This is a genomic window from Pseudomonas sp. SA195, from assembly GCF_054131565.1.
This window is the reverse complement of the sequence record NZ_CP096392.1, coordinates 2,434,562-2,457,110: the sequence shown is the minus strand read 5'-3', so window position 1 is coordinate 2,457,110 and position 22,549 is coordinate 2,434,562. Positions and strand designations below refer to the sequence as shown.

Sequence of the window (22,549 nt, the reverse complement as noted above, 5' to 3'; positions counted from 1 at the left end):
ATGATGGCTTGAGCCTAGAGTGGAAAATTACCCATATCAATGCGGCTGGATGCATACCGCTTCTGCAAAAATCCACAGAGATCTGTCTCCCGTCCGACGATTGACGACTCGTTTGAGCGCGCCACATCCCTCGGTTGGGTAGACTGGCCAGCGGCTTACGCCGCCGACACTGGCTGAACACACTCGCGAACAAGGTTCCGATGCAGATTGCAGACCTATCGGGTACACGTCCCGCTATCGACCCCCTCGCAGGTCCGTCGCCGTTCGACGACCCAACGCTCGACATCCTCCCCATGGCTGTTTGTACGCTCGACGCCGACGGCGCCGTGCAGCGCTACAACCGCCAGGCCGACCGGCTCTGTGGCGGCGGCCTGGCCAGCCAGGGCCGGCTGCGCATCCTGGACGCCAGCGGACACCTCGTCCCCTTCGCCGACACGCCGTTGGCCGACCCGATCTGCAGCGGACACAGCGCTGTGGACGTACCGCTGGTAATCGAACGAGCCGATGGCACCGCCGCGACCATGCGCGCCAACATCGACGCGGTGCGTAGCGATACGGGGCAGATAACGGGTGCGATTCTCTGTTTCCACGCGAGCGAACCGCCGGGCAGCGACGAGCAGCGTCAGGTTGAATGGCTGCGGGCGATCGTCGACAACACGCCTGAATGCGTGAAAATCGTCGACCGCGACGGCACCTTGCTGCAGATGAACCCGGCAGGCTTGCGCATGGTCGAGGCCTCGCTCGCAGGTGCGGTCGAGGGCGCCTGCGTCTTCGACCTGATCGTTCCGGAACACCGCGAGCGATGGATCGAGCTCCATCGCCGAGTGTGCGAAGGCGAGAAGCTCAGCTGGGAATTCGACCTCATCAGCCTTGAAGGCAACCGTCGGCACATGGAGACGCATGCCGTACCCATGTTCATGCCCAGCGAGGATGTCGGTGCAAAAGGGCGCTTCGTGCAGCTTGCGATCACGCATGACATTACCGAACGCAAACGGCTGGAAAACGCTCATCTGGAAGCCGAGTTGCGCCTTCGCAACCTGCTCGATGCGCTGCCCACGGCTGTCTACACCACGGACGCCAGGGGCGTGCTGACTTACTACAACCAGGCGTGCGTGGAGCTGGCTGGGCGAGTGCCACAGATCGGTGTGGACGAGTGGAGCGTGATCTGGCGGCTGTATCGCCCGGACGGCACGCTCATCGAGCCGGGCACCTGCCCGATGGCCGTAGCGCTGGCGCAGGACTGCTCCTTTCATGGAATCGAGGCGCTGGCCGAGCGTCCCGATGGCAGTCGCATCCCGTTCCTGGGCTATCCCGCCTCGCTTCGCAACCACGCCGGTGAGGTGGTCGGGGCCGTCAACATGATGGTCGACATCACCGAGCGCAAGGTTGCCGAGGACCACCGCCTATTGCTGCTCAACGAACTCAATCATCGGGTCAAGAACACGCTCGCGACCGTGCAATCAATCGCTTCGCAGAGCTTTCGGCGCGACGCCGGCAACGAGAGTTACCGCTGGTTCGAAGGGCGGCTGATCGCGCTGTCGAAGGCGCATGATGTGCTGTCGCGTGAAAATTGGGAGAGCGCGGACCTGCGCGACGTTGTCGCCCAGGCAACCGCACCGTTTCAGCTTGTGGGACGGCAACGCTTCGTTGTCCACGGCCCTGCGCTGCGCCTGCGTCCGAAGGCGGCGCTGGCGCTGGCCATGGCGCTGCATGAACTGTGTACCAATGCAGGCAAATACGGTGCGCTGTCGAGCGAGCGCGGCGTCGTGCACTTGGCATGGCAAGTCGCCGCAGCGCACCCCGTCGCGCTGCTCAAGCTGCGTTGGGAAGAGCAGGGCGGCCCGCCGGTCCGGCCGCCAGAGCGCAAAGGTTTCGGCTCGCGCCTGCTCGAGCGGGGCCTTGCAGGGGAATTGAACGCTCAAGTACGGCTGGCGTTTCTTGCGGATGGGCTCGTCTGCGACATGGAGGTCCCATTGCCATGACGGTAAGAGGCGCGCGGGTACTGGTCATCGAGGACGAGGCGCTGGTCGGCATGCTGATCGAGGACATGCTGCAAGACATCGGCTGCGGCTCGGTCCGTTTGGTTGCACAGTTCGATGAGGCCATGCAAGCCGCTGAGCAGGATGAGTTCGACCTGGCCTTGCTCGATGTGAATCTGGACGGGATCAACAGCTTCCCCATCGCCGAGCGGCTGATCGAGCGTGGCGTCCCGCTGATTTTCGCAACCGGTTATGGGAAGGTCGGGATGGATCCGCGTTATGCGGCGATCCCGACCCTGCAGAAGCCGTTTTTCTTCGATGACTTGCAGCGCCTGGTGACCCAGGCACTGCAAGGGTGAGCCGAAGCCGTCAGATCAGGCCCAGGCTGCGCAGGTAATCGTCATAGGTGCCGGAGAAGTCGGTGACGCCGTTTTCCGACAGCTCGATGATACGCGTGGCCAGTGAGCTGACGAACTCACGGTCATGGCTGACGAAGATCAGCGTGCCCGGATAGTTCTCCAGCGCCAGGTTCAGCGCCTCGATCGATTCCATGTCCAGGTGGTTGGTGGGTTCGTCCATGACCAGGACGTTGGGCTTCTGCAGGATCAGCTTGCCGAACAGCATGCGGCCCTGTTCGCCACCCGAAATCACCTTCACCGACTTGCCGATGTCATCGTTGGAAAACAGCATGCGGCCCAGCGTGCCACGCACCAGTTGCTCGCCGCCCTTGGTCCACTGCGCCATCCAGTCGAACAGGGTCATGTCTGCTTCGAAGTCTTCAGCATGGTCCTGGGCGAAATAGCCGACCTCGGCGCTTTCGGTCCATTTCACTTCACCGCTCATGGCTGGCATTTCGCCGACCAGGGTGCGCAGCAGGGTGGTTTTGCCGATGCCGTTGGGGCCGATGATGGCGACGCGCTCTCCGGCCTCGATTTGCAGGCCGAGGCGCTTGAACAGCTCGACACCGTCATAGCCCTGGCTGACATTTTCCAGCGTCACCGCTTGACGATGCAGCTTCTTGGTCTGTTCGAAACGAATGAACGGGCTGACGCGGCTGGACGGCTTGACTTCCTCCAGCTGGATCTTGTCGATCTGCTTCGCCCGGCTGGTGGCCTGCTTGGCCTTGGAGGCGTTGGCCGAGAAGCGGCTGACGAACGTCTGCAATTCGGCGATTTGCGCCTTTTTCTTGGCATTGTCTGACAGCAGGCGCTCACGGGCCTGGGTCGCGGCAGTCATGTACTCATCGTAGTTGCCCGGGAACAGGCGCAGCTCGCCGTAATCCAGGTCCGCCATATGGGTACAGACGCTATTCAGAAAGTGGCGGTCGTGGGAAATGATGATCATGGTGCTGTTGCGAGCAACCAGAACGCTTTCCAACCAGCGAATAGTGTTGATATCCAGGTGGTTAGTCGGCTCGTCGAGCAGCAGCACTTCAGGGTCGGAGAACAGCGCCTGGGCGAGCAACACGCGTAGCTTCCAGCCGGGTGCGACTTCGCTCATCGGGCCGAAATGCTGCTCCAGTGGAATGCCGAGGCCTAGCAACAACTCACCGGCGCGTGATTCGGCGGTATAGCCGTCCATCTCGGCGAACTCGGTCTCCAATTCCGCGACGGCCATGCCGTCTTCCTCGCTCATCTCGGGCAGGGAGTAGATGCGCTCGCGCTCGGCTTTCACCTTCCAAAGCGCCTCGTGGCCCATGATCACGGTATCGATGACGCTGAATTCTTCATAAGCGAACTGATCCTGGCGTAGCTTGCCCAGGCGTACGTTCGGCTCAAGCATGACCTGGCCCGTGGTCGGCTCCAGTTCGCCGCCGAGAATCTTCATGAAGGTCGACTTGCCACAGCCGTTGGCGCCGATTAGGCCGTAGCGATTGCCGTTGCCGAACTTGACGGAAACGTTTTCGAACAGCGGCTTGGGGCCAAACTGCATGGTGATATTAGCGGTTGAAATCAAGAGTGTTACTCGCGGGTATCAGAGGTAAGTGATGACGCGTGGGCTGTTCCGAGGGCCAGGCTATCGAAAGGGTGCTTCGGGCTGCCAGTCAGCGGACATAGCGAAACGGAACCCATGCCGGTTGTCTGGCATGTGTATCGGACGTCTGCTGCATAGAGCCGCGCATTGTACGGGCTGCGACGGGTAAACCCCAACGTCTTCCGTACAAGCGGTAGTGGCAACGAGCCATCCACCAGGGCAAAAAGTGATATTTGTCCAGCGCTATAGCTGCCTTTTTTTCTTAAAAAATGGTTGACAAGAATTGTTATGCACATAATCGGCGCAGCGTCGTGCCTTGCCATGAGCTAGGCGAGTCGAAGACCTTTGGTATCTTGTAAGTTACTGATTTTAAATAACTATTAAGCAACGTATAAAAAATGTCCGATCTGTTGCAAGGCCGCGTCGGCTGGGCCTTTGAGGCAGTCATCCAAGTTTTGCTCACAGTCTTATCCACAGGTTCTGTGGATAACGGACGGGACCCTAGAGCGGTCGGGCTCGAGGCGATGATAAGCATGACGCGTTCGGTCCGGACATCCGACAACTGAGTAACCTGCACGCTGTTTCGAACCTACCGACCGAACCTTGCCTCACCTGCCTTGACAGTCCAGGGCCGCTTCGTTCAAATGTTACGGTATAACATTTGTATTGGACGCATTATGAGCAACAAGCTATCAGCAGGGTGGATGGGCGCCGCGGCAGTGGCGGGATGGATGGCGCTGCCGACTTGGGCGCAGGACGGGGCAGCAGTGCTGGACGAGGTGGTCATCACTGCTGACGAGGCGTCCAGCGAGCCGGAGGGCTACCGTACTCGCCGCACCGGCAGCGCGACCAAGACGGACACTCCGCTGGAGGAAATTCCACAGGCGGTCGCTGTCGTGCCGGCGACGGTTCTAGGGGATCTCGATACCCCTCGTATTGAAAAGGCACTGGATTACGCCGGCGGCGTTGCCAGGCAGAACGACTTCGGCGGCCTGACGATGTATGAGTACAGCATCCGAGGACTGACGACGTCCGAGTTCTACAAGGATGGCTTTAGCGTCAACCGCGGCTACATGAACCCGCAGGACGCCTCAAACGTCGAGCGCATCGACGTGCTCAAGGGGCCTGCATCCAGCCTCTACGGCCGTGGCGATCCGGGTGGCACGATCAACATCGTCAGCAAGCGACCGCAGGATGAACGGTTCGCGCGTATCGACCTGAGCGCCGGGCGCTGGGACCGCTATCGCAGCAGCCTGGACGTCAACACGCCGCTTGATGACGAGGGCACCATGCTCTACCGCATGAATCTGGCGGTGGAAGACAGCAACAGCTTCCGCGATTACCGCTCCGGCGAGCGGCAATTCTTCGCGCCGTCGTTCAGCTGGGCGCTCAACCCTGAGACGCGCTTGCTCGTCCAGGCTGAGGTCATCCGCAACAGCCAGGTATTCGACCGCGGCGTGGTAGCGCCGAACGATCACCTGGGAAGCGTTTCGCGTTCCGATTTTTTCGGCGAGCCGCGCGACGGGGACATCGACAACAACAACGAGACGCTGCAGGCGGAGCTGGAACACGACCTTAACGCCAGCTGGACCGTTCGCCTGGCCAGCCACTACAAACAAGGGCGCCTGAGCGGCGGCGCAACCGAGGCGAGCTCCATGGCCTCCGACGCACGCACGCTCAATCGCGAGTTTCGCTACCGTGACTTCGACTGGCAGGACAGTATCACCCAGCTCGAGCTGCGCGGCCTGGCCTATACCGGTGGCGTCGAGCACAACCTCCTGATTGGCACCGAGTACGAGCGTTATGCCAAGAACGAGCGCCTGCTGCGTTCGTCGCCGGTATCGCAAATCGATATCTACGAGCCGGTCTATGGCCAGCCGCGCCCGGCATTCAACCCGGCGCGCAGTACGAATCGTCACGAACTGGTGCATGCCCGCTCGTTGAACCTGCAGGACCAGATGCGCTTCACCGAGAAGCTTTACGGCGTCATCGGCGCTCGTTACGACCACTACGAGCATCGCTTGGATAACGAGGTGAGCGGCGTTCGCACCGAGCAGACGCATGAGAAGGTCACGCCGCGGATCGGCGCGCTCTATCAGCTCACGCCGACGGTCGGGGTGTTCGCTAATGCATCGCAGTCGTTCAAGCCCAACAGCGGGGCGGACCGGAGCGGCACAGCGTTCGACCCGGAGGAGGGAATTGGCTACGAAGCCGGCGCCAAATTCGACCTGTTCGATGGTCGGCTAGGCATGACCGTCGCCGCTTTCCACCTTACGAAGGAAAACGTGCTCACCGCCGACCCGACCGATTCGGCCTATCAGGTCGCTGCCGGGGAAGTTCGCAGCCGCGGTATCGACCTGCAACTGACGGGGCAGGTCACTGACGAGATCCGCCTGATCGGCGCCTATGCCTATGTCGATGCGGAAGTCACCGAAGACAATACGCTGGAGCGCGGCAGTCGCCTGCTCAACGTGCCTGAACACAGCGGCAGCCTGCTAGGGGTGTATGAGTTCCTCGATGGCACGCTGAGCGGCTTGGAACTCGGTGGTGGAGTCAATTACGTCGGAGACCGCTCTGGAAACGTGGCGGACAGCGGCTTCGAGTTGCCGGCCTACACCACGGTCGACCTGCTGGCCCGCTACAAGGCCACCAAGCAGTTGACTTTGGGCGTGAACCTCAACAACGCCTTCGACCGCACTTACTACGAGCGCTCCTACAGCAATGTGTGGGTCATGCCGGGCGAGCCGCGCAACCTCAGCCTGAGCCTGTCGCTCGAGCTTTAATCCTCTTTACGACAAGGACCGACCATGAACAAACAAATGATGAAGACGGCCACGGCGCTGCTCGCGGTGATCGTTGCGGGGCAAGCTGCGGCTCATGGCATGTGGACAGAGGAGCGGCGCGGCCATTTCGAAGTAATCTATGGGCACGGCGCCGAAGACGATGCCTACGATCCCAGCAAGATATCCGGTGCCTGGGCGACAGACCGGCACGGCGGCCGTATACCGGTTACCGTCGAACGATTAGAAGACCGTGCGCGGCTGCAACCCCTGGAATCGCCCGCTGTTATCAGCGTCGCGCTGGACAATGGTTACTGGACCCAGGCGCCGGACAAGCGCTGGATCAATGCTGGCGAAACTAAAGTCGATGGTGCGCTTGATTCCGGGCATTACTACAAGTACAGCCTCGCAGTGCTCGCCGAAGGGGCAAAGCTGCCAGCGCTAGACAAGCTCGCCCTCGTTATCGTGCCGCAGGTCGACCCGCTCACGCTGGGCATCGGCGACGCGTTGCCTGTGCAGGTGTTGCTCGATGGCAAGCCGGCCGAAGGCATCGAGCTGATCGGCGATTACATCAACGATCCTGACCGGGTCGTGGCGACGACCGATGCCGAGGGCAAGGCGAACGTGCCAGTACGCAACGCCGAGTTCAACGTGATCGGGGCGTCAACAAGCGTGCCCAGCAACGACCCGGATGCCCGCGTCCGTGGCATGTTCACGTCACTCAGCTTCCGCAAGCCCCACGAGCACTAGGTCTCAAGTCCCGCGCTTGCGCTACCATCGGCCGGCTCTCATGACCGGTCGGTGGCCCATGACACAGGCGACACCCCTAGAACGTTATCGGCGGGCTATCGCTCGCGACGGGTATGTCTGCGACCCCGCTCAGCAGTGCGCCGCCGAGCATCTCGAAGCATGCCATCAGGCGCTTCACCACACCGACAGCGGGGCAAGGGGCGTTTACCTGTGGGGCCCGGTGGGGCGTGGCAAGACCTGGTTGATGGACATCTTTTATCAAAGCCTGCGCGTGCCGGCCCGACGGCAGCACTTTCATCATTTCATGCGCTGGGTTCATGCACGGCTGTTCCAACTCAATGGCACGCGCGACCCGTTACAAGCGCTGGCATCCGAGCTTGGTCGCGACCTGCGGGTGCTGTGTTTCGACGAACTCTTCGTCGACGACATTGGCGATGCGATCATTCTGGGCCGTCTTTTCCAGGCCATGTTCGAGCATGGCGTCACGCTCGTTACGACTTCTAACCAGCCACCCAACCGACTATATGCGGACGGCTTCAATCGCTCGCGCTTTCTACCTGCGATCGAGGCCATCGAGCGGCACATGGATGTGCTGGATGTCGATGGTGGTGCAGACCATCGCGAGCGACCCGGCGCGGCCGAGCAGAGGTACTGGGTTTCGGACGAGGGCAACGTGCTGGCTGCTGTGTTCGATGCGCTCGAGAGCGGGCCGATCAGCTATGAGCCAGCGCAAATCGGGCAGCGATCTCTTGCGGTGGTGCGGCGTAGCGACAACCTGATCTGGTGCCGGTTCGCCGACCTCTGCGAGCGTCCGTTCTCCGCCCTGGACTTCATCGCGCTCTGCGACCGCTACGCTGCGATCTTGATCAGCGAGGTACCCCAATTAGGCAGTCAGCAGCGCGAAGGCCGCATTGCCCGTGGTACCGAGGATGCGGCTGCTCAGGTGGAGGCGGGTGATCGTGAGTTACCCAAGCTGGCCGCACACGATGATGCCGTCAGGCGGTTCATTGCTTTGGTGGATGAGTGCTACGACCGCGGCGTACCGCTGTACCTGCAGGCCAACGTGCCCATGGGAGCGCTCTACACACTCGGCTACCTGTCGTTCGCCTTTCGACGCACTCTGAGCCGGCTGGGCGAGATGCAGCTTCAGCGTTTTGGTCGGGGGCACCGCTAGTCGCGGTAGAACACCTGAACCAGGTGGTAGCCAAACTGGCTCTTGACTGGGCCATGCACCTCGCGCAACGCCTTCTTGAAGATCACCTGGTCGATGCTTCGCACCATCTGGCCGGGGCGAACCTCGCCGAGATCGCCACCTTTCTTACCGGATGGGCAAAGCGAATGCTTTCTGGCCAGCACATCGAAGGCCTCGCCACCGGCGATGCGCTTCTTCAGCTGCGCGGCTTCCGCTTCAGTCTTGACGAGGATGTGGCGGGCCATGGCTTTGGGCATTGCAGATCTCCTTTCAGGGCGCGCGATTGTAGTCGTGTGGCGCCACGATCCGAAGCGGGGGCTGCCTGCCTTGGAGTGTTTCGCTGATTCCTAACCCGACGAACGGTAGTTATAGTCTGCGATATGTTAGCGCTACCATCCGGATCACAAACACAATGCGGCACCACGAGGCCGCCGGAGATCGACTGTGGATTCCCACTCCATCAGCGCACCTTTCCACCGAGCGTTAGTCGTTATGGGTGTGAGCGGTTCGGGTAAGACCGAAACCAGCCATGCTGTTGCCGATGCGCTGGGCTTTCGGCACATCGAAGCCGACCATTTTCACCCTGAAGAAAACGTTGCGCGCATGCGGGCCGGCACGCCGTTATCCGATGCCGATCGCGTCGAGTGGCTGCGCCGGCTTGCCGTCGAAATGAAGCGTGCTGTAGCCGATAACGTTGGCTTCGTTCTAGCGTGTTCGGCGCTCAAGCGCAGCTATCGGGAAATCTTGCGGGAAGCGGTGCCCGGCCTGCGGTTTGCCCACCTGTCCATCGATTACGAAACAGCCGTCCAACGCGTTGGTGGTCGGGTCGGTCACTTCATGCCCATTTCGCTTGTCGATAGCCAGTTCGCCACGCTGGAAACGCCCGCTGGCGAACCCGGCGTGCTGGTGGTGGATGCAAGCCAGCCGCGCGAGACGGTGCTCGCCGAGATCGTTCAATGGATGGAGCAGGGTGGTGGGCTGGCGATCAACGCCCGCGAGGATCTATCCGCGGCTCCGCTTGATAGCGCTAACAGGCGCGGCGGCCAGCACGGTGGCCAGGGCGGCGGCAGGCACGAATCCGAAGCGCGTACCGAAGCACCTCTTGCCGAGCCTAAAGGTGCGGAGCTGACCAGCCCGCCCATCTATGAAGGCAAATTGGCGCGTAGCTTCGATCGCATCACCGACTGGATGATGGCCATGCTGCTTGCCTTCATGGTCATAGTGGTCTTCAGCAGCGTGGTGCTGCGCTACGCCTTCGGTACGGGCTGGACGGGTGCGGAAGAGCTGTCGCGGCTGGCCTTCGTCTGGTTGGTATTCGTCGGCGTGGCCTCCAGCATGCGACGCGGCGAACTCATGGCCTTCAGCATGATCCGCGACCGTTTTCCAAATCTATTCAGGCGCGTGGTGGATTCGATCAGTTGGATCATGGTCGCGGTCGCCAGTGGCCTGGCTGCGCTCGGCGGCTGGAACCAGATGCAGTTCGGCTGGACGATCAACAGCCCTGTGGTGGGCTATCCGCTGGCCGTCGCGATGGTTCCGGTCGCCACGAGCATGGTCGCGTTGGCAGTGCTCGCGCTGATCCAGTTGGTCAACGTCTGGCGCCGACCACCTTCGCAGCCTGTCGCAGCAGCCAACGTAACGGCCGACTGACCTTCCCATAACAACAAGGGCAGACGCCCACGAGGACCGTACATGACTGTCGTCGTCTTCTTGTCATCGCTGTTCGGCTTCATGGCCTTCGGCATGCCGATCGCATTCGCGCTGATCCTCACGGGCGCGGTGTTGATGTGGTATCTGGATTTCTGGGACGTGCAACTGTTGGCGCAGAACCTTCAGGCCGGCGCCGACAGCTTCCCGCTACTGGCCGTGCCGTTTTTCATTCTGGCTGGCGAGCTGATGAATGCCGGCGGCATTTCCCGGCGGATCATCGCTATGGCGCAAGCCTACTTTGGCCATAAGCGCGGTGGGCTGGGTTACGTCGCTATCGCCGCATCCGTGCTGCTGGCAAGCATGTCCGGTTCCGCACTGGCCGATACGGCGGCGTTGGCGACGCTGTTGCTGCCGATGATGCGCGAGCGTGGCTATCCGTTGAGTTCCTCGTCGGGTCTGGTCGCAGCCGGTGGCATCATCGCGCCGATCATTCCGCCGTCGATGCCCTTCGTCATCTATGGCGTGGTCACCAATACCTCGATCAGCCAGCTGTTCCTGGCCGGTATGGTGCCCGGCCTGATCATGGGCGCCGGCCTGGTCGTCGCCTGGACGCTCATTGCACGCAAGATCGAAGAGCCCCCACAAGAAAAGGCCACCCGCGCCGAGCGACGCAAAGCGCTGGTCGATGGCGCTGCGGCACTGATGCTGCCTGTGATCATCGTCGGCGGGTTGCGTGGCGGCCTGTTCACCCCGACCGAAGCGGCCGTTGTCGCGGCGGTGTATGCGCTGGCGGTGTCGACGCTGCTCTATCGTGAGCTGGCTTGGCGGGGTGTGGTCGAAGTGCTCACCCGCGCCAGCCGCACCACCGCATCAGTCATGTTTCTCTGCGCCGCGGCCATTGTGTCCGGCTACATGATCACGCTGGCTCAACTGCCGGACGAAATCGCCTCGATGCTCGGCCCGCTGGCTGAGGATCCGAAACTGCTGATGTTCGCGATCATGCTGCTAATGATTGCCATCGGCATGGTCTTGGACCTGACACCGACCATCCTGATCCTCGGCCCGGTGCTCGCACCGATCGCGGTCAAGGCCGGGGTGGATCCGGTGTACTTCGGGGTGATGTTCGTGCTGATCGGCTCGATCGGCTTGATCACGCCACCAGTCGGTACGGTACTCAACGTCGTCGGTGGGATAGGGCGGCTGCGCATGGAGACGTTAGTGCGTGGCGTGATGCCGTTCTTCGCCATCTACATGGCCATCGTGCTTCTGCTGATCGCTGTGCCGTCGATCATCACCGTGCCGCTGCAGTGGCTGCGGTAACCGGGTGCGCTAACACTTCATTCATCCACAACAACAAGAGGTAAGACAGCATGAAGAAATTCCTCATCGCAGCCCTCGCTGCCACCACACTCGGCAGTGCCATCACCGCCGTGACCGCACAGGCCGCTGACGATATCCGCCCAAGGATGATCCGTTTCGGTTACGGCCTTAACGAAGACAGCAACCAGGGGCGCGCAGCGAAGGTGTTTGCCGAGGAGATTGCCAAGGCTTCGGACGGCAAGCTCAAAGTGCGCACGTTTGGTTCCGCCAGTTTGGGTTCGGATGACCAGATGCAGAACGCACTGATGGGCGGCGCGCAGGAAATGATGGTCGGTTCTACCGCGACCCTCGTCGGTATCGCCAAGGAAATGGCCGTCTGGGATACGCCTTTCCTGTTCGAGAGCGAGAAGCAGGCGGACTACGTGCTCGATGGTCCGGTTGGTCAAAAGGTCATGGATGCGCTTGAAGCGAAGGGTCTGGTCGGTCTCGTCTACTGGGAGAATGGCTTCCGCAACCTGACCAACAACGTGCGCCCGGTCGAGAAGATGGAAGATTTCAACGGCATCAAATTGCGCGTGATGCCTAACCCGGTCTTCATCGACACCTTCAAGCAAATGGGTGCCAACGCCGTGCCGCTGCCATTCTCAGAGCTGTTCACCGCGCTGGAAACCAAGGCGGTCGACGGGCAGGAGAATCCCTACAACACCATCCTCTCGTCCAAGTTCTACGAGGTGCAGAAGTACCTCAGCGTGACCAACCATGTGTACAGCCCTTGGATCGTTACGGCATCGAAGCGCTGGTGGGATGGCCTCTCCGAAACCGAGCAGAAGATCATCATGGACGCGGCTAAAAAATCGCGCGATTCCGAGCGCGAGGACACCCGCGCGGAAGCACGCGAAGCGCTGGCCAAGATCGAGCAGCAGGGTATGCAGATCAACAAGGTCAGCTCCGAGGAAATCCAGCGCATGCGTGAACAGGCCCAGCCGGCCATTCAGACGGTGATCGATACCGTCGGTGAGCCGCTGTTCAAAGAAGTGCAGGCCGAGATCGAGAAGGCGCCGAAGTAAGCCGCCGCGCCCCTTCGGGGGCGCCATCTCGCTGTAGAATCTCCGCCCCTCGCCGCTGGATCGTGCCATGAGTTCTCGCCGCCGCCGTTCGCTCGAACGGGTCACCCTGTCCGACGTGGCCCGCAGCGCTGGCTGTTCGTTAATGTCTGCCTCGCGTGCACTGTCGCAACCCGAACGGGTCTCCGATGCCTTGCGCGAGCGGGTCATGGCGGCAGTAAAGACGCTCGGCTACGTGCCGCATACGGCGGCGCGCAGTCTGGCCAGTGCGCGTTCGAACCTTGTGGCGGTGATCATCCCGTCGCTGTCCAACGCCGTGTTCGTCGATATGGTCGAGGCGATCCAGAAAGTACTGATGCCAGCTGGCTACGAATTGATGATCGGCGTTAGCCATTACCGGCCCGATGAGGACGAGCGTTTGCTTCGTGCTTATCTTGCGCACCAGCCGGCAGGGTTACTGATCACCGGATTCGAACGCAGCGACGCCGCGCGCGAGGTGTTGGGGTGTTACACCAGCCCCATCGTCACGCTGATGGAGTTGGGCGATTCGGACGAGGAATATTGCGTCGGTTTCTCACAGTACGACGCAGGGGCTGCCATGACCCGCAAGTTGCTGGAGCGCGGCTATCGGCATATTGCCTTTGCCGCCGCCCAGCTCGACCCACGCACGCTACAGCGTGCCGAGGGGTATCGCAGCGTGATGCGCGAGGCGTCTCGCTACCAGGAAGCGTTGGAGCTGCTGACACCGGAAGTCTCGTCGATCGGTCTCGGCGCCGAGCTGCTCGATCGTTTGCTTGCACAGCATCCGGAAATCGACGCGATCTTCTTCAATAACGACGACCTGGCACTCGGCGCGCTGTTCCGCGCTCGCCAGCTGCAGCTCGCCGTACCAGAGCGGCTGGCGATTGCCGGCTTCAATGACTTACCAGCCGCGGCGTGGATGCACCCGGCATTGACCACGGTGCGCACCATTCGCGGCGAGATCGGCAAGCTGTCGGCACAGATGCTGCTCAGCCTGATGCGTGGCGAATCGCCGGCTTCCCGGCGAATCGACGTAGGTTTCGAAGTAGTAATGCGCGAAAGCGCCTGATTACCGTCCTGCTTGCTTCAGTCTGCCTGCTGCGCTGCAGTGACCTGTTGCGCGATTTCGATCATTTGTTCGCGCATCCAGCGGTTGGCCGGGTCCTGATCAGTGCTTTCGTGCCAGTAGATGTGTGTTTCCAGCGGCGGGATATCGACTGGCAACGGGACCTGGTGCAAGTCATGCCGGCGGGCGAATCGCTCGGGTACTGTCACGACCATATCCGTTTGTTGGATTACCTGGGTGGCCATCAGGTAATGCTGCGAACGCAGGGCGATCTTGCGTTGCTGGCCCATCTTGCCGAGTGCCAGGTCGACCATGCCCAGCCCGCTTCGGCGGCTGGAAATGTGAATGTGCGAGAGCGCCAGGTATTCGTCCAGGCTGATCTTGTCCTTCGCCAGTGGATGGCCACGGCGCATGGCGCAGATATAGCGATCTTCCAGCAGCTTGACGTGCCGCACCTGCGGGTCGGTATTCAACGGCGCGTCCATGGCGAAGTCCAGACGCCCGGCGGCAAGTTCCTTAGTGGTCTCGCGACGCTTGGCGAGCATGCTCTCGATTTTCACGTGCGGTGCCAGGCGACGCAGGCGTTGGAACAAAGGGGGCAGCATTACCGCCTCGGTGAGATCGGTCATGCTGATACGGAAGGTCTTGTTGGCCTGGGCAGGGTTGAAGGTGCGGCTTTCCTGCACCGATACGCGCAACAGCTGCAGCGCATTCCTTACCGGGCCGATGATGTTCTGCGCCATCGGGGTAGGCACCATGCCTTGCGCAGTGCGTACAAACAGCGGGTCATTGAAGGTTTCGCGCAGGCGCGCCAGGGCATTGGACACGGCGGGCTGGGTGATGCCTACGATCTGCCCCGCACGGGTCAGATTGGCCTCGGTGTAAATTGCATCGAAGACGATGAACAGATTCAGATCGACCTTGTTCAGGTTCATTGTTGTGCTCTCTGGCGTGTATCGGAATTCGCCGATCATATATCGGTGATGAATGTTTATACACGAGGAAAATAGCTTCGATAAATCGCCAAGCGTCCTCTAGCATTCAAAACTACAAAACGTTACCTCCAGAAGGTTGTTGCCATGGATTTCGCCTATTCCCCCAAGGTTCAAGAGCTACGTGAGCGCGTCCAGGCGTTCATGGATGCGCACGTTTATCCCGCCGAGAAGGTGTTCTATCAGCAGGTCAATGAAGGCGATCGCTGGCAGCCCACTGCCGTGGTCGAGGAGCTCAAGACCAAAGCGAAAGCCGAGGGGCTGTGGAACCTTTTCCTGCCGGAGTCGGAGTTGGGCGCGGGCTTGACCAATACCGAATATGCACCGCTCGCCGAGATCATGGGCAGCTCGGGTATCGGCCCGGAAGCCTTCAACTGCTCTGCGCCGGATACCGGAAACATGGAAGTGCTGGTGCGCTATGGCAGCGATGCACAAAAGAAGCAGTGGCTGGAGCCGCTGCTGCGTGGGGAAATCCGTTCGGCCTTTGGCATGACCGAACCGGGTGTGGCCTCGTCAGACGCCACCAACATGCAAGCCCGCGCCGTGCGTGAGGGCGATGAATGGGTCATCAACGGCCGCAAGTGGTGGACATCAGGCGCCTGCGATCCACGTTGCAAGGTGATGATCTTCATGGGCCTCACCGACCCGGACGCACCACGCCATGCTCAGCATTCGATGATCCTCGTGCCAATGGATGCGCCTGGCCTCAAGGTGCTGCGCCCGCTGCCGGTGTTCGGTTACGACGATGCGCCCCATGGTCATGCGGAAGTGTTGCTGGAAAACGTCCGGGTGCCATACGAAAACGTGATTCTCGGCGAAGGTCGCGGTTTCGAGATCGCACAAGGTCGACTAGGGCCGGGCCGTATCCACCACTGCATGCGCTCGGTAGGTGTAGCGGAGCGTGCATTGAAGCTGCTCTGCGAGCGTTCGGTGAACCGTACCGCGTTCGGCAAGCCGCTGGCGCGCCTGGGTGCCAACTTCGATTACATCGCTGAGTGCCGCATCGAGATCAACATGGCGCGCCTGTTGACGCTGAACGCGGCGTACATGATGGATACCGTCGGCAACAAGATCGCCGCCAGCGAGATCGCGCAGATCAAGGTGGTCGCGCCCAACGTCGCGCTGAAGGTCATTGACCGCGCCATCCAGATCCACGGTGGCGCCGGTGTTTCCGAAGACTTCCCGCTGGCGCACTGGTGGGCGATGCAGCGCACCCTGCGCCTGGCCGACGGCCCGGACGAGGTGCATCGGGTCGCCATCGCGCGTCACGAGCTGGGCAAGTACGTGCCGCGCGAGGCGCTGCGTAGCCGCTAAGGTGGTTTGGTGTCAGGCAGCTCGAAGCGAAGCCACGTGAGTGGCTTCGCTTTTTTGGGATCGGTATGAAGAGTTCTGCGCAGCCGTTCGCGAGCAAGCGAGCTTGCTCGCGAAGAGGGTGTACTCGGCGGTGTTGGCAGTGTTCACGCTTGGTGCACTATGGCACCGCGGTGCTTAGATCCGGTGGCGTTCGCTGACCATGGATGTCGATGACCAGCTGCCGATAGCGCCGATAGGCCTGTTCGTATCCGCGACCACCGGGTAACCCGTCGCCTCATTCGTGAGCAAGCTCGCTCCTACAGGCAGCGCAGAACCCTGTAGGAGCGAGCTTGCTCGCGAAGAGGGTGTGCTCGGGGGTGTTGGCAGCGTTCCCGCGTTGTTTCCTATGGCACCGCGGTGACTAGATCCGGTGGTGTTCGCTGACCATGGATATCGATGACCAGCCGTCGATAGCGCCGATAGGCCTGTTCGTAAGCCCGAACCGATTCCGCCTGGGGTTCGACCGCTGTTGCTTCATCGACCCGCACGCACCGTGAGCAGATTGCCTCTAGCCTCGCGATGGGATTGCTTTGTCGCGCATGACACCACGCCGCCTGGATCGCGCCGCCGAGGGCTGCGGCTTCGCTGTGGGTGGTGCAGACCACCGGCGTTTCCATGATGTCGGCGACGATCTGGCGCCACAGCGGGTTCTTCGCGCCGCCGCCGATCAGCTGGATGCGCTCGCTGCGGATGCCGCTTTCGCGCAGTAGGTCCAGGCCATAGCGCAGGCCGAAGGTGACGCCCTCGACGACGGCCCGGCAGAGGTTCGCACGGGTGAGGTTTTCCGTGGTCAGGCCGTGCAGGCTGGCACTGGCTTGGGGCAGGGCGGGGACGCGCTCGCCGTTGAGGAAAGGCAGCATGCTGATGCCCTCGCAGCCAATCGGCGCCTGCGCGATGAGTGTGTTGAATGATTCGAGATCGAGCTGCAGCAGGTCGCGGATCGCTGCGTTGGCGTTGGTTAGGTTCATGGTGCAAATCAGCGGCAGCCAGCCGCCACTGGACGAGCAAAAAGTGGCGACCGCTGGCTGCGGGCTGATGCGCGGCGCGTCGGAATAGGCGTACAGCGTGCCGGAGGTGCCGAGGCTCATGGTGATGGCGCCGGGGCGTATGTTGCCGGTTCCGATGGCGCCCATCATGTTGTCGCCGCCGCCGCTGGAGACGATGGCGTTGGGGTTCAGCCCCAATTGCTCGGCGATCTCCGGGCGCAGGCGGCCAACGGCGTGGTCCGGCTCGATCAGCTCCGGCAGTGCGGCTTCCAGCCGACCGCTCGGGTCGATAAGGCGCAGGATGCCGAGATCCCATTCGCGCGTGCGCACGTTGAAATAACCGGTGCCGGACGCATCGCCGTACTCGGCGCAAGCCCGCCCGGTGAGCCAATGATTCAGGTAATCGTGGGGCAGGAGGACGTGCGCAATCCGCTCGAAGAGCGCGGGGTGCCGCGCCTTCATCCACAAGAGTTTCGAGACGGTATAACCCGGCGCGATGACGACCCCAAGGCGCTCGAGCGATCCCTGTTCACCGCCCAGCCAGTCGAGCAGTGCGACGTTTTCCGTAGCCGATTCCGTGTCACACCAGAGCTTGGCCGGGCGCAGTACCTGGCCGTCGCGGTCGAGCGTGACCAGCCCGTGTTGCTGCCCGGATACACCAATGCCCAGCACCTCGTGACCGTCCACGCCGGCCTCGGTCAGGGCGGCTTTCGTAGCGGTGACAAACGCGGTCGTCCATTGCGTAACGTCCTGCTCGCGCCGGCCGTTGGCGCCGCTGATGAGCGTATGCGCCGCCGAGCCCTGGCCAAGCACGCGACCGCTCGCTGGGTCGAGCAGCAACGCCTTGGTGCCCTGGGTGCCGCAATCGATGCCGAGAAACATGCCCGTCACCTCATTGCGTCAACAGTAGTTCGAGCGTGGCGCTGACGCCCAACGTGCGCAGGCGCAGCAGGTTGCGCTCGAACGCATCGCGGAACGCTGCCGAACGTGGGATCTGTGGGCCGAAGATTTCCTCCCGGCCGAGCAGGCGCTCGGCCAGGCCGGCATCTTCCTCGACGAGCGACTGGCAGAAATCCGCACGCGGATCGGGAATGCGGTACTGCACGCCATTTTCATCAACGCCACGTAGATACAGCGCCCAGGCGGCGACCACTAGTGCGGCGCGGTCCAGCGCGGCACCGTCAGCGATCAGGCGGTTGATGGTCGGAACGGTGAACTTCGGAAACTTGGACGAGCCGTCCGAGCACACGCGCTCCAGTTGATCGGCGATGGCGCAGTTGGAAAAACGGTCGATCAGCGTCTGCTTGTACTGCGCCAGGTCAATGCCCGGCACGGCGGCGAGCTGCGGGGTAACGTCCTCGTCCATGTAGCAGCGGATGTAATTGACGAACAACGGATCGGCCATGGTCTCGTGGACGAAGCGATAGCCGCGCAGGAAACCGAGGTAAGTCAGCGCGAGGTGGCTGCCGTTGAGCAGCTTGATCTTCATTTCCTCGTAGGGTGAAACGTCGTTGGTGAACTGCACGCCGACCTTTTCCCAGGCCGGGCGGCCGGCGACGAATTTGTCTTCCAGCACCCATTGCACGAAGGGTTCGCAGACGACGGGCCAAGCGTCATCGATACCATGCTGCCGCTTGAGGTCGGCGCGGTGGGCGACGCTGGTCATCGGCGTGATGCGATCGACCATGGCATTGGGGAAGCTGACGTTCTGCTCGATCCAGCGCGCCAGCTCGGCGTCCACCAGATTGGCGAAGGCCAGCGTGGCCTTGCGGGTGACGTCGCCGTTGTGGGGGAGGTTGTCGCATGACATCACCGTGAACGGCCGGCTGCCAGCACCACGGCGCTTGGCCAGCGCCGCGCAAAGCAGACCAAACACGCTGATCGGGGTGCGCGGGTTCTGCAGATCGTGCTGCACGTGTGGCAGGTCGGCGTTGAACTGGCCTGTACTGTCGTCCAGGCAATAGCCGCCTTCGGTGATGGTCAGGGACACGATGCGTATGGCTGGGTCAGCGAGCCTCGCGACTACTGCTTCGGAACCGTCCTGGGTCACCAGCAGCATGTCGCGGATGCTGCCGATAACACGCACTTCGGTGTCTGGGCGGTCGTCGAGTTCGACCAGCGTATATAGATAGTCCTGCGAGCCCAATGCATCGCGCATGGAGACCTCGTCGGCACGCGTGCCGATACCGCAGATGCCCCAGTCGAGCCCTTCGCCAGTGTTCATCAGCGCGTCGGTGTAGGCGGCCTGATGCGCGCGGTGGAAACCGCCCACACCGATGTGGGCGATGCCGGGCGTGACGTCGGCTAGTTCGTAAGTGGGGCGGGCCACGTAAGCGGGCAGCTGTGCCAAGTTCTGTCGATTCAACTTCATGTCAGGCCTCGCTGGGCGTGAGAAAAGGAAAGCCGGGGCCGATATCGCTGACCAGGGGTCAGCGAATCGATTAAAGGGGCCGGTGCCTGTCGGCGACCGGGCGGGTTCAGGCGACCTGTTGCAGCGGCTGGCCGACGGCCTGTCCGTCGCTGTCGAACAGATGGCAGTGCGCAGCGTCGAGCGTGAGCGCCAGGGTCTCGCCATAGCGCGGGGTGAAGTCGCCGCGGATACGCATGGTCAGTTGCTCGCCATTGCCAGTGATGACGTGGCAATAGGTGTCGCTGCCCAAACGCTCGCTGACGTCGGCCTTCACCGTTAGCTGGCAGTTGCCTTCGCTGCCGCGGTTGAGGTGTTCGGGGCGAATGCCAAGCGTGACCGGATCGCCCGCTTTCAATGTGGCGCCGCTGACCGGCAGGAACAGCCGGCAGCCGGCGTCGAGCTCGACTTCGCAGCCGCTGGCTTCGACCCGGCTGGCCCGCCCTTTGAGGAAGCCCATCTTCGGCGTACCGAGAAAACCAGCGACGAACAGGTTGGCGGGGTGGTGGTAGAGCTCCATGGGGGAGCCGACCTGTTCGATCCGGCCGCCGTTGAGCACTACGACCTTGTCGGCCAGGGTCATGGCTTCGACCTGATCGTGGGTGACGTAAATCATCGTGGCCTGCAGCTCCTGGTGCAGGCGCGACAACTCCAGACGCATCTGCACGCGCAGTGCGGCGTCGAGGTTCGACAGCGGCTCATCGAAGAGGAACACCTTGGGGTTGCGCACGATGGCGCGACCGATGGCGACGCGCTGGCGCTGGCCGCCGGACAGTTGCCGTGGCTTGCGTTCGAGCAGCGGTTCCAGCTCCAGGGTGCGGGCGGCGGCTTCGATCTTGCGCGCGACTTCCTGCTTGTCGGCACCCGCCAGGTCGAGGGCGAAGGACATGTTCTTGCGCACCGTCATGTGCGGGTAGAGCGCGTAGGTTTGGAACACCATGGCCAGGTCACGCTTGGCCGGGCTGAGGTCGGTGATGTCACGGCCATCGAGCTCGATCCGACCGCTGCTGACTTCTTCGAGCCCGGCGATCAGGCGCAGCAAGGTGGACTTCCCGCAACCGGACGGGCCGACGAAGACGACGAACTCACGGTCGCGGATATCCAGGTCGATGCCCTTGATGATCTCGTTGCCGTCGAAGCCTTTCTTCAGGTTGTGGATTTTCAAATCTGCCATGTTCGAATCCTCTGTTGTTCTTCTCGGTTCGGCGGTTATTTCACGGCGCCGAACGACAGGCCACGGACCAATTGCTTCTGGCTGATCCAGCCGAATATCAGGATGGGTGCGCAGGCGAGGGTGGAAACGGCCGAGAGCTTGGCCCAGAACAGCCCTTCGGGGCTGGAGTAGGACGCGATCAGCGCGGTCAGCGGCGCGGCATTGGACGAGGTCAGGTTCAGCGACCAGAAGGCCTCGTTCCAGCACAGGATCAGTGACAGCAACATGGTCGAGGCCAGCCCGCCTTTACTGATCGGCAACAGCACGCGAACCATCTCCTGCATCAGCGTGGCGCCGTCCATGCGGGCCGCTTCGAGAATGTCGCGGGGGATGTCCTTGAAGTAGGTGTAGATCATCCACACCAGAATCGGCAGGTTGATTAGCGTGTAGATGATGATCAGCACCGCACGGCTGTCGAGCAGGCCGAACTGCTTGGCCAAGAGGTAAATCGGCACCAGCACGCCCACCGGCGGCAGCATCTTGGTCGAGAGCATCCATAGCAGGGTGCCCTTGGTCCGCTTGGTCTCGTAGAAGGCCATCGAGTACGCGGCGGGAATGGCAATCAGCATGCCCAGCGCGGTGGCTCCGAAGGAAATGGTCACCGAGTTCCAGGCGTACTTGAAGTAGCCGCTGCGGTCCTGGATGTGCAGGTAGTTCTCCAGCGTGGGCGTGAAGATGAACTGCGGCGGCGTGGCGAAAGCGTCGATCTCGGTCTTCAGGCTGGTCAGTAGCATCCAGAAGATCGGGAAGAACAGCAGCAGTGCCACGGCCCAGGCGAGCAGGCCGACCAGCAGGGTGTTGAGGCGGCGACTTTGTTTGAGCGTCAGCATCGGTCTGTCCTCAATATTTCTCGGTGAGATTCTTGCCGAGCATCCGCACCAGGATGATCGCCGCGATGTTGGCAATCACCACCGCGATCAACCCGCCGGCCGAGGCCATGCCGACATCGAACTGCAGCAGCGCCTGGTTGTAGATCAGGTAGGCAAGGTTGGTCGATGCATAGCCGGGACCACCGCTGGTCGTGGTGAAGATCTCGGCGAAGACCGATAGCAGAAAGATGGTTTCGATCATCACCACCACGGCGATGGGGCGCGCCAGGTGCGGCAATGTCAGGTGCCAGAAGATGGCAATTGGGCCAGCGCCGTCTAGGCGGGCGGCTTCCTTCTGCTCCTGATCGAGGGACTGCATGGCCGTCATCAGGATCAGAATCGCGAAAGGCAACCACTGCCAGGACACGATGATCACGATCGAGAACAGCGGATGCTGCGCGAGCCAGTCCACAGGCTGCGCGCCGAAGAATTTCCAGACGGCGGCGAGAATGCCCGAGACCGGATGGTAGATCAGGTTCTTCCAGACCAGGGCGCTAACCGTGGGCATGATGAAGAACGGCGAGATCAGCAGCACGCGGACGATGCCCCGACCGGCGAATTCCGCCGCCTCGAGCAGCGCCGAGATCAACACGCCAAGCACCACGCTGATCAGCAGGACGCTGCCGACCAGGATTAGGGTATTGGTCATGCCGGGAATGAAGCCGGCGTCGGTCAGGAAGTAATAGAAATTCTCCAGGCCCAGGAATTCCTTCTCCACCGGATAAAGCAAGTTGTAGCGCACTACCGAAAAGTAGACGGTCATTGACAGCGGAACCAGCATCCACAAGAGCAGAAGGGCGACCGATGGGCTGACCAGAAACCAGCTGGGCGAGAACCTCGACCGGCGACGGGCGTCAGGTTCCGGGGAGGCAGGTGTGGCGGTGGCCTTGGTTGGAATTGTCGTGGTAGTGGCCATGGTGGTGCTCCGCAGAA

The 22,549-nt window shown here is 61.9% G+C and carries 18 protein-coding genes; 10 read left to right on the top strand and 8 right to left on the bottom strand.

What is annotated here, in order from left to right:
* Positions 1-200 precede the first annotated feature (200 nt).
* Together M1D78_RS11275 and M1D78_RS11270 are read left to right on the top strand one after the other, a co-directional pair.
* On the top strand, positions 201-1,982 hold the full coding sequence (locus M1D78_RS11275) for a sensor histidine kinase (RefSeq protein ID WP_437419179.1): 1,782 nt from the start codon (positions 201-203) through the stop codon (positions 1,980-1,982).
* Positions 1,979-2,338, top strand: coding sequence for a response regulator (locus M1D78_RS11270; RefSeq protein WP_437419180.1), 360 nt, complete (start codon positions 1,979-1,981; stop codon positions 2,336-2,338). The genes M1D78_RS11275 and M1D78_RS11270 overlap by 4 nt, the downstream gene beginning before the upstream one ends.
* A 10-nt stretch (positions 2,339-2,348) precedes the next feature.
* On the opposite strand, the gene M1D78_RS11265 is transcribed toward M1D78_RS11270, so the two are convergent.
* A complete protein-coding gene (locus M1D78_RS11265) occupies positions 2,349-3,935 on the bottom strand; it encodes an ABC-F family ATPase (protein ID WP_437419181.1) in 1,587 nt (528 codons plus the stop codon).
* Between the two features lie 749 nt (positions 3,936-4,684).
* Between M1D78_RS11265 and M1D78_RS11260 the strand changes: the two genes are divergently transcribed.
* Genes M1D78_RS11260 through zapE form a run of 3 tightly spaced genes read left to right on the top strand, consistent with a single transcriptional unit; the run spans position 4,685 to position 8,657 of the window.
* Positions 4,685-6,736 (top strand): TonB-dependent siderophore receptor, encoded by a 2,052-nt coding sequence (locus tag M1D78_RS11260; protein ID WP_437420340.1) that lies wholly within the window; start codon positions 4,685-4,687, stop codon positions 6,734-6,736.
* Between the two features lie 24 nt (positions 6,737-6,760).
* On the top strand, positions 6,761-7,483 hold the full coding sequence (locus M1D78_RS11255) for a DUF4198 domain-containing protein (RefSeq protein WP_437419182.1): 723 nt from the start codon (positions 6,761-6,763) through the stop codon (positions 7,481-7,483).
* A 58-nt stretch (positions 7,484-7,541) separates the two neighbouring features.
* On the top strand, positions 7,542-8,657 hold the full coding sequence (gene zapE / locus M1D78_RS11250) for a cell division protein ZapE (RefSeq protein WP_437419183.1): 1,116 nt from the start codon (positions 7,542-7,544) through the stop codon (positions 8,655-8,657).
* On the opposite strand, the gene M1D78_RS11245 is transcribed toward zapE, so the two are convergent.
* Positions 8,654-8,932: a peptidylprolyl isomerase gene (locus M1D78_RS11245; RefSeq protein ID WP_437419184.1), complete on the bottom strand. Its 279-nt coding sequence runs from the start codon at positions 8,930-8,932 to the stop codon at positions 8,654-8,656. The two genes, zapE and M1D78_RS11245, sit on opposite strands and share 4 nt — an antisense overlap.
* Positions 8,933-9,167: 235 nt before the next feature.
* On the opposite strand from M1D78_RS11245, the gene M1D78_RS11240 reads away from it, so the two are divergent.
* The 4 genes from M1D78_RS11240 to gntR all read left to right on the top strand — a co-directional run bounded on the left by M1D78_RS11240 (position 9,168) and on the right by gntR (position 13,799).
* Positions 9,168-10,325, top strand: coding sequence for a gluconokinase, GntK/IdnK-type (locus tag M1D78_RS11240; protein ID WP_437420341.1), 1,158 nt, complete (start codon positions 9,168-9,170; stop codon positions 10,323-10,325).
* Between the two features lie 42 nt (positions 10,326-10,367).
* Complete coding sequence (locus tag M1D78_RS11235; RefSeq protein ID WP_437419185.1) at positions 10,368-11,645, top strand: TRAP transporter large permease; 1,278 nt, start codon at positions 10,368-10,370, stop codon at positions 11,643-11,645.
* A 50-nt stretch (positions 11,646-11,695) separates the two neighbouring features.
* Positions 11,696-12,712: a TRAP transporter substrate-binding protein gene (locus M1D78_RS11230; RefSeq protein ID WP_437419186.1), complete on the top strand. Its 1,017-nt coding sequence runs from the start codon at positions 11,696-11,698 to the stop codon at positions 12,710-12,712.
* Positions 12,713-12,779: 67 nt separating this feature from the next.
* Positions 12,780-13,799 carry an HTH-type transcriptional regulator GntR gene (gene gntR, locus M1D78_RS11225; RefSeq protein WP_437419187.1) on the top strand — a complete coding sequence of 340 codons (1,020 nt, stop codon included), beginning with the start codon at positions 12,780-12,782 and terminating at the stop codon, positions 13,797-13,799.
* Positions 13,800-13,816: 17 nt separating this feature from the next.
* Here gntR and M1D78_RS11220 read toward each other — a convergent pair whose 3' ends face one another.
* Complete coding sequence (locus M1D78_RS11220; protein ID WP_437419188.1) at positions 13,817-14,731, bottom strand: LysR family transcriptional regulator; 915 nt, start codon at positions 14,729-14,731, stop codon at positions 13,817-13,819.
* A gap of 144 nt (positions 14,732-14,875) precedes the next feature.
* Here M1D78_RS11220 and M1D78_RS11215 point away from each other — a divergent pair, with 144 nt between their 5' ends.
* Positions 14,876-16,102: an acyl-CoA dehydrogenase gene (locus M1D78_RS11215; protein WP_437419189.1), complete on the top strand. Its 1,227-nt coding sequence runs from the start codon at positions 14,876-14,878 to the stop codon at positions 16,100-16,102.
* A gap of 383 nt (positions 16,103-16,485) precedes the next feature.
* On the opposite strand, the gene xylB is transcribed toward M1D78_RS11215, so the two are convergent.
* The 5 genes from xylB to M1D78_RS11190 all read right to left on the bottom strand — a co-directional run bounded on the left by xylB (position 16,486) and on the right by M1D78_RS11190 (position 22,532).
* A complete protein-coding gene (gene xylB, locus M1D78_RS11210) occupies positions 16,486-18,009 on the bottom strand; it encodes a xylulokinase (protein ID WP_437419190.1) in 1,524 nt (507 codons plus the stop codon).
* Positions 18,010-18,019: 10 nt separating this feature from the next.
* Complete coding sequence (locus M1D78_RS11205; protein ID WP_437419191.1) at positions 18,020-19,498, bottom strand: mannitol dehydrogenase family protein; 1,479 nt, start codon at positions 19,496-19,498, stop codon at positions 18,020-18,022.
* 106 nt (positions 19,499-19,604) lie between these two features.
* Positions 19,605-20,708 (bottom strand): ABC transporter ATP-binding protein, encoded by a 1,104-nt coding sequence (locus M1D78_RS11200; protein ID WP_437419192.1) that lies wholly within the window; start codon positions 20,706-20,708, stop codon positions 19,605-19,607.
* Positions 20,709-20,743: 35 nt separating this feature from the next.
* Complete coding sequence (locus tag M1D78_RS11195) at positions 20,744-21,577, bottom strand: carbohydrate ABC transporter permease (RefSeq protein ID WP_437419193.1); 834 nt, start codon at positions 21,575-21,577, stop codon at positions 20,744-20,746.
* A gap of 10 nt (positions 21,578-21,587) precedes the next feature.
* Positions 21,588-22,532 (bottom strand): carbohydrate ABC transporter permease, encoded by a 945-nt coding sequence (locus M1D78_RS11190; protein ID WP_437419194.1) that lies wholly within the window; start codon positions 22,530-22,532, stop codon positions 21,588-21,590.
* Positions 22,533-22,549: the final 17 nt, after the last annotated feature.

Excerpts from the sequence above, each read along its gene's own strand:
- M1D78_RS11275 (WP_437419179.1), top strand. The coding sequence starts at position 201 with ATGCAGATTGCAGACCTATCGGGTACACGTCCCGCTATCGACCCCCTC.
- M1D78_RS11270 (WP_437419180.1), top strand. The coding sequence starts at position 1,979 with ATGACGGTAAGAGGCGCGCGGGTACTGGTCATCGAGGACGAGGCGCTG.
- M1D78_RS11260 (WP_437420340.1), top strand. The coding sequence starts at position 4,685 with ATGGCGCTGCCGACTTGGGCGCAGGACGGGGCAGCAGTGCTGGACGAG.
- M1D78_RS11255 (WP_437419182.1), top strand. The coding sequence starts at position 6,761 with ATGAACAAACAAATGATGAAGACGGCCACGGCGCTGCTCGCGGTGATC.
- zapE (WP_437419183.1), top strand. The coding sequence starts at position 7,542 with ATGACACAGGCGACACCCCTAGAACGTTATCGGCGGGCTATCGCTCGC.
- M1D78_RS11245 (WP_437419184.1), bottom strand. The coding sequence starts at position 8,932 with ATGCCCAAAGCCATGGCCCGCCACATCCTCGTCAAGACTGAAGCGGAA.
- M1D78_RS11240 (WP_437420341.1), top strand. The coding sequence starts at position 9,168 with ATGGGTGTGAGCGGTTCGGGTAAGACCGAAACCAGCCATGCTGTTGCC.
- M1D78_RS11235 (WP_437419185.1), top strand. The coding sequence starts at position 10,368 with ATGACTGTCGTCGTCTTCTTGTCATCGCTGTTCGGCTTCATGGCCTTC.
- M1D78_RS11230 (WP_437419186.1), top strand. The coding sequence starts at position 11,696 with ATGAAGAAATTCCTCATCGCAGCCCTCGCTGCCACCACACTCGGCAGT.
- gntR (WP_437419187.1), top strand. The coding sequence starts at position 12,780 with ATGAGTTCTCGCCGCCGCCGTTCGCTCGAACGGGTCACCCTGTCCGAC.
- M1D78_RS11220 (WP_437419188.1), bottom strand. The coding sequence starts at position 14,731 with ATGAACCTGAACAAGGTCGATCTGAATCTGTTCATCGTCTTCGATGCA.
- M1D78_RS11215 (WP_437419189.1), top strand. The coding sequence starts at position 14,876 with ATGGATTTCGCCTATTCCCCCAAGGTTCAAGAGCTACGTGAGCGCGTC.
- xylB (WP_437419190.1), bottom strand. The coding sequence starts at position 18,009 with ATGTTTCTCGGCATCGATTGCGGCACCCAGGGCACCAAGGCGTTGCTG.
- M1D78_RS11205 (WP_437419191.1), bottom strand. The coding sequence starts at position 19,498 with ATGAAGTTGAATCGACAGAACTTGGCACAGCTGCCCGCTTACGTGGCC.
- M1D78_RS11200 (WP_437419192.1), bottom strand. The coding sequence starts at position 20,708 with ATGGCAGATTTGAAAATCCACAACCTGAAGAAAGGCTTCGACGGCAAC.
- M1D78_RS11195 (WP_437419193.1), bottom strand. The coding sequence starts at position 21,577 with ATGCTGACGCTCAAACAAAGTCGCCGCCTCAACACCCTGCTGGTCGGC.
- M1D78_RS11190 (WP_437419194.1), bottom strand. The coding sequence starts at position 22,532 with ATGGCCACTACCACGACAATTCCAACCAAGGCCACCGCCACACCTGCC.